We start from the raw sequence: 6000 nt of genomic DNA, 5'->3' as shown, positions 1-6000 counted from the left end.
AGGACTTCGTCAGTCGTACCAAGCACAGTCCGCGCCAAGCTAATCGAGGAGACAACGCCATGAGCACGCTGAATACCTATCCGCCCAGCCCCGAGTGGCTCGCCAACGCCCACGTGAAGGGCGAGGCTGGCTATGCGGCGTTGGTGGCGGAGGCCGAGAAGGACTACGCCGGCTACTGGGCCCGCCTGGCCCGTGAACTGCTGAGCTGGCAGACGCCTTTCACCAAGACGCTGAACGACAGCGATGCGCCGTTCTTCAAGTGGTTCGAGGACGGCAAGCTCAACGTCTCGTACAACTGCCTGGATCGCCATGTCGAGGCCGGCAAGGGTGGCAAGACGGCACTGATCTTCGAGGCCGACGACGGCACCGTCACGAACGTCAGCTACGCCGAGCTGCTCGACAAGGTCAGCCAACTGGCCAATGCGCTGAAGGCGCGCGGCATCCAGAAGGGCGATCGCGTCGTCATCTACATGCCCATGTCCGTCGAGGGCGTCGTGGCCATGCAGGCCTGTGCTCGCATCGGCGCCACGCATTCCGTCGTCTTCGGCGGCTTCTCGGCTCAGTCGCTGCGCGACCGCGTCCAGGACGCCGGTGCCGTGGCGCTGATCTGCGCCGACGAGCAGCAACGCGGCGGCAAGTCGCTGCCGCTTAAGGCCATCGTGGACGAGGCACTGGAGGGCGGCTCGTGCCCGACGCTGCGCGACGTCATCGTCTACAAGCGCACCGGCGGCAAGATCGGCTGGATCGAGGGGCGCGACCTGTGGCTGCACGACCTGATGGCCGCCGAGTCCACCCACTGCCCGCCCGAGTGGGTCGAGGCCGAACATCCGCTGTTCCTGCTGTACACGTCCGGCTCCACCGGCAAGCCCAAGGGCGTGCAGCACAGCAGCGGCGGCTATCTGCTGCACGCTGCGCTGACCACCAAGTGGACCTTCGACCTGAAGGACAGCGATGTGTTCTGGTGCACGGCCGACATCGGCTGGGTCACGGGCCACAGCTACATCACCTACGGCCCGCTGGCGCTGGGCGGCACCGAGATCGTCTTCGAAGGCGTGCCCACCTATCCGGACGCCGGCCGCTTCTGGCAGATGATCCAGAAGCACAAGGTCACGATCTTCTACACGGCGCCCACGGCGATCCGTTCCCTGATCAAGGCGGCGGAGACCAATGCCGCCGTGCATCCGAAGAACTACGACCTCTCCAGCCTGCGGCTGCTCGGTTCGGTGGGCGAGCCCATCAACCCGGCCGCGTGGGAGTGGTACCACGAGCATGTCGGCGGCCGTCGCTGCCCCATCGTCGACACCTTCTGGCAGACCGAGACCGGCGGCCACATGATCACGCCGCTGCCTGGTGTGACGACGCTGGTGCCGGGCTCGTGCACGCTGCCCTTCCCGGGCATCACGGCGGCCATCGTCGATGAGACCGGCAACGACGTGCCCAACGGCCAGGGCGGCATCCTGGTCGTCAAGAAGCCGTGGCCCTCGATGATCCGTACGATCTACGGCGACCCGGAGCGCTTCAAGAAGAGCTACTACCCGGCCGAGCTCAAGGGCTACTACCTGGCCGGCGACGGCGCCATCCGCGATGCGGAGACCGGCTACTTCACGATCACCGGCCGCATCGACGACGTGCTCAACGTGTCGGGCCATCGCATGGGGACGATGGAGATCGAATCGGCGCTGGTCGGCTGCACCGACCTGGTGGCCGAAGCGGCGGTCGTGGGCCGCCCGGACGACACGACCGGCGAGGCCATCTGCGCCTTCGTCGTGCTCAAGCGTCCGCGCCCCAGCGGCGACGAAGCCAAGGCGATTGCCAAGCAGTTGCGCGACCACGTGGCCAAGGAGATCGGCCCCATCGCCAAGCCCAAGGACATCCGCTTCGGCGACAACCTGCCCAAGACCCGCTCCGGCAAGATCATGCGGCGGCTGCTGAGGTCGGTGGCCAAGGGCGAATCGGTCACCCAGGACACTTCCACGCTGGAGAATCCCGCGATCCTGGAGCAGCTGGGTCAGGCGTACTGACCCGCCCACGAGCTGCACCCATGCAAAGGCCCGCGAAAGCGGGCCTTTGTTCGTTCAGGGGGCATGGCCCAGGCCTTCCGGCGAAGCCTGACCTGGCATGGGCCAGCGGGTGACGGAAGTGGGCCTGCGTTTCTGCAGGTGCGTTTGACCGTCTAAACCCTGCGGTCGCGGTGTCACGAGCCTGCCGCGATGTGCGCAGCAGGCGCCCGTCCGGCGGCTGGCGCGGGGCGGGCGAGGAACTTCACTTGACGGTCAGCACCCACTTGGCCAGCGTCTCGGCTTCGGCCGCGCTGACTTGCGGATTGGCCGGCATCGGCACCGGGCCCCAGGCGCCGGAGCCACCCTTTTGGATCTTCTCGGCGAGCTTCTTGTAGGCGTCCTTGTCCTTGCCGTACTTGGCAGCCACTTCCTTGTAGGCGGGGCCGACGAGCTTCTTGTCCAGCGCGTGGCAGGCCATGCAGTTCTTCTTCTGCGCCAGTTCCTGGTTGGCAAAGGCGGCGGGGGCGATGAGGGCGAGACTCAGGATCAGGACATTCTTCATGCTTACCTTTCGAGGCGGTGGACTACAGTGACCATAAAGATACCTGAAATACCTGAAGGAGAGCCCGCATGGGTTTCGTATTGATCGGCGTGCTCTTGATCGTGTTGCGTCTGGGCGGCTGGGTCCAGTTCCACAAGGACGATTTCTGGGCGTGGGTCATCGTGCTGTCGCCCTTCGCGCTGGCGGTGTTGTGGTGGGCCTGGGCCGACTCATCGGGCCGGACCCAGCGCAAGGCCATGCAGGTGCTGGACGAGCGCAAGGCCGCCCGGCGCGAGCAGCAGATGGAAGCACTTGGTCAGCTGAAGCCGGGTGCCAAGAAGAAGCGCTGACGGCCGGCGGCTGGTTTGCCGGCTCCGGCATGGGGAGCCCCTGCCTGAAGTCACGGCGGGAAAACCCAGGCATCGGCATGTTGGCCGGGCGCGTTCAAGGTGCGCCCTTCAGGAGACTTCCCGCATGCATCTGCGTTTGATCCCCCTCGCGCTGGCCCTGTGTGCCGGCGCAGCCCAGGCCGACCTGCTCAAAGATACGCAATGGCAGTCCTGGCTGGACGCCGGCAAGACGGCCGAGCTGGACCGCGCCGCTCAAGCCCGCGCCAAGGCCCAGCCGGACGATGACCAGGCGGCCGTAGCCCTGGCCATGGCCGCCGTCGACGACAACGACGCCGTGCGCCTGGAAGCGAGCCTGCCCGCGCTGCTGGCCTGCGCCGACAAGCGCCCGCAAGCCATCTGCAGCTACGCCCTGGGCCGCGTCTACGGTCAGCAGGCGATGACGGCCAGCGTCTTCAAGATGCCCGGCCTGGCGAGCAAGACCAAGGATCAATTCGTGAAGGCCGTGGCGCAGGATCCCTTGCTCTTCGAGGCGCGCAGTGCGCTAGCGCAGTTCTATCTGATCGCGCCGGGCTTTGCCGGCGGCAGCGTGGCCAAGGCCAGGGAGCTGGCCGGCGAGGCGCGCCAGCCTGAACAGGCCAAGCTGGTGCGCTTCCTCGTCGCTGCCCAGGACAAGGACTGGGGCGGCGCCGAACGCGAATTGAGCGCCGTGAAGGCCGGCGACGACCGTACGCTGCAGCGCGAGCTGCGCAACGGCTGGATGCGCCTGGGCGCGGAGTTGGTGGAGCAGAAGTCGTTGGCCAAGGCCAAGACGGTCTTCGAGACGGTGCAGCGCGACAATCCTCAGCACGCCGCCGGCCCTTATGGCCTGGCCCGCGTTGCGCTGGAAACCCAGCAACCCGACGAGGCGCTGCGTCTCCTGGAGCGCTGCCGGGCCTTGGACGGTGCCGACCGCTACCCGCTGGACCATCGTGTGGGTCAGGCACTGATCGCCAAGGGCGACAAGGCGGGCGCCAAGGCCGCGCTGGAGCGCTTCGTGCAGAACAAGCGCGCCAGCCCGCGCAATCTCGAGGACGCGAAGAAGCTGCTGGCCAGCCTGGCCTGACCTGCGTCGGAGCGTGCGGGGAGGGCGCTGGCTATGATGCGCGCGCTTCCGCCACTCCGTCTCGAGCCATGCTGGTTCACCCGCAGTTCAACCCCATCGCCATCGAGGTCGGCCCCCTGGCCGTGCATTGGTACGGCATCACCTACCTGATCGCCTTCGGCCTGTTCCTGTGGCTGGCGACGCGGCGCGCGCGCATGCCCCAACATGCGGCCGTGGGCTGGACGAAGCAGGATGTCGACGATGTCCTCTTTTATGGCGTGCTCGGCGTCGTGCTGGGCGGGCGCCTGGGCTACTGCTTCTTCTACAAGCCCGACTACTACATCCATCACCTGCCGGAGATCCTGCAGGTCTGGAAGGGCGGCATGTCCTTCCACGGCGGCCTGCTGGGCGTGCTGCTGGGCCTGTGGCTGTTCGGCCGCAAGCGCGGGCGCAGCTTCTTCGAGGTGTCGGACCTGATCGCGCCCTGCGTGCCGACGGGCATCATGGCGGTGCGCCTGGGCAACTTCATCAACGGTGAGCTGTGGGGGCGGCCGGCACCGGCTGATCTGCCGTGGGCGATGGTCTTCCCGCAGGCCAACGATGGCGGCATCGCGCGCCACCCGTCCCAGCTCTACCAGGCAGCCGGGGAAGGCCTGCTGCTCTTCATCGTGCTGTGGCTGTACGCCCGCAAGCCGCGTGCAACCGGGCAGATCTCGGGCGTCTTCATGATGGGGTACGGCGCGCTGCGCTTCGTGGCGGAATACTTCCGCGAGCCCGACGACTTCCTCGGCCTGCGCGCGCTGAACTGGAGCCAGGGCCAGTGGCTGAGCCTGCCGATGATCCTGGTCGGCGCGGCGATCTTTGCCTGGGCGACCCGGCGCAACCAGCGGCCCGCCTGAGCGACATGAGACAGATCTTCTTCGACACCGAAACCACCGGCCTGGAGGCCGACAAGGGCGACCGCATCATCGAGGTCGGCTGCGTCGAGATGGTCAACCGCCAGCTCACCGGCAACAACCTGCACCTGTACATCAACCCCGAGCGCGCCAGCCACGAGGATGCGCTGCGGGTGCACGGGCTGACCGAAGACTTCCTGTCGGACAAGCCCAAGTTCGCCGAGATCGTCGACCAGCTCCTCGCCTTCCTGGCCGGCGCCGAGCTCGTCATCCACAACGCGCCCTTCGACATCGGCTTCATCAACGCCGAGCTGAAGCGCTTGAAGCGTGGCGTCCTCACCGACCACGTCGCCGGTGTGCGCGACACGTTGCTGATGGCGCGAGACCTCTTCCCCGGCAAGGCCAACTCGCTGGATGCCTTGTGCCGCCGCCTGGAGGTGGACAACACCAAGCGCGTGCTGCACGGCGCGCTGCTGGACGCCGAGTTGCTAGCCGACGTCTACATCCGTCTGACGCGCGGCCAGGACGCGCTGTTGATGGACGACCACGGCGATGCGGCGGGTGGCGACAGCCATGCCGCGGTCGAGGCCATCGACCTGAGCCGTTTCGAGTTGCCCGTGCTGCGTGCCAGCGAGGCGGAAGCGGCGGCGCATGCCAAGCTGCTCGTCGATCTCGACAAGGCAGCAGGCGGAAGCTGCAAGTGGCGTGTGTTGGAACCAGCGCAACCCGTGGCATAATCGCGGGCTTCCCGGAAGTCGGGCACATTCAGGGCGGTTAGCTCAGCGGTAGAGCACTGCCTTCACACGGCAGGGGTCGCAGGTTCGAACCCTGCACCGCCCACCAAGAGTCTTTGCGACCCAGGGACTTGCGGTGAATCCTGAATGCGCGACTCAGCGGGATGGCCGAAAGCAGGCCAGAACGAGTTTTTGATTGGGCGGTTAGCTCAGGGGTAGAGCACCACATTCACACTGTGGGGGTCGCAGGTTCGAAACCTGCACCGCCCACCAATCAAGGACTCAGCAAGAACCCGGCGTCAGCCGGGTTTTGTTTTTTGCGCCCCTCGAAAGCAGTCTGCGGGTGACACCGACCACCCACGCGGAGTTCGTTGCACCCCGCTGGCCGCCTGGGAGGC

General features: G+C 66.7%; 6 protein-coding genes and 2 tRNA genes. 7 read left to right on the top strand and 1 reads right to left on the bottom strand.

The window, feature by feature from the left end:
• Positions 1-59 precede the first annotated feature (59 nt).
• Positions 60-2021, top strand: coding sequence for an acetate--CoA ligase (gene acs / locus VGF12_RS21185; protein WP_331178032.1), 1962 nt, complete (start codon positions 60-62; stop codon positions 2019-2021).
• A 241-nt stretch (positions 2022-2262) separates the two neighbouring features.
• Here acs and VGF12_RS21180 read toward each other — a convergent pair whose 3' ends face one another.
• Positions 2263-2562 (bottom strand): c-type cytochrome, encoded by a 300-nt coding sequence (locus VGF12_RS21180; protein WP_331178031.1) that lies wholly within the window; start codon positions 2560-2562, stop codon positions 2263-2265.
• A gap of 68 nt (positions 2563-2630) precedes the next feature.
• Here VGF12_RS21180 and VGF12_RS21175 point away from each other — a divergent pair, with 68 nt between their 5' ends.
• The 6 genes from VGF12_RS21175 (at position 2631) to VGF12_RS21150 (ending at position 5875) form a co-directional block, all read left to right on the top strand.
• On the top strand, positions 2631-2891 hold the full coding sequence (locus VGF12_RS21175; protein WP_331178030.1) for a TIGR04438 family Trp-rich protein: 261 nt from the start codon (positions 2631-2633) through the stop codon (positions 2889-2891).
• A gap of 124 nt (positions 2892-3015) precedes the next feature.
• Entirely contained in the window at positions 3016-3993 is a 978-nt protein-coding gene (locus VGF12_RS21170) for a tetratricopeptide repeat protein (protein ID WP_331178029.1), read from the top strand.
• Between the two features lie 68 nt (positions 3994-4061).
• Positions 4062-4871 (top strand): prolipoprotein diacylglyceryl transferase, encoded by an 810-nt coding sequence (gene lgt / locus VGF12_RS21165; RefSeq protein WP_331178028.1) that lies wholly within the window; start codon positions 4062-4064, stop codon positions 4869-4871.
• A gap of 5 nt (positions 4872-4876) precedes the next feature.
• On the top strand, positions 4877-5605 hold the full coding sequence (dnaQ, locus tag VGF12_RS21160; protein WP_331178027.1) for a DNA polymerase III subunit epsilon: 729 nt from the start codon (positions 4877-4879) through the stop codon (positions 5603-5605).
• Between the two features lie 31 nt (positions 5606-5636).
• A tRNA-Val gene (locus tag VGF12_RS21155) sits at positions 5637-5711 on the top strand.
• An 89-nt stretch (positions 5712-5800) separates the two neighbouring features.
• Positions 5801-5875: transfer RNA gene (locus VGF12_RS21150), tRNA-Val, on the top strand.
• Positions 5876-6000 lie beyond the last annotated feature (125 nt).

Origin of the sequence: Roseateles sp. (assembly GCF_036404855.1) — a bacterium.
Lineage (GTDB): Bacteria > Pseudomonadota > Gammaproteobacteria > Burkholderiales > Burkholderiaceae_C > Pelomonas.
The sequence above is the reverse complement of the archived record's forward strand: the minus strand, read 5'-3'. Positions and strand labels throughout refer to the sequence as shown.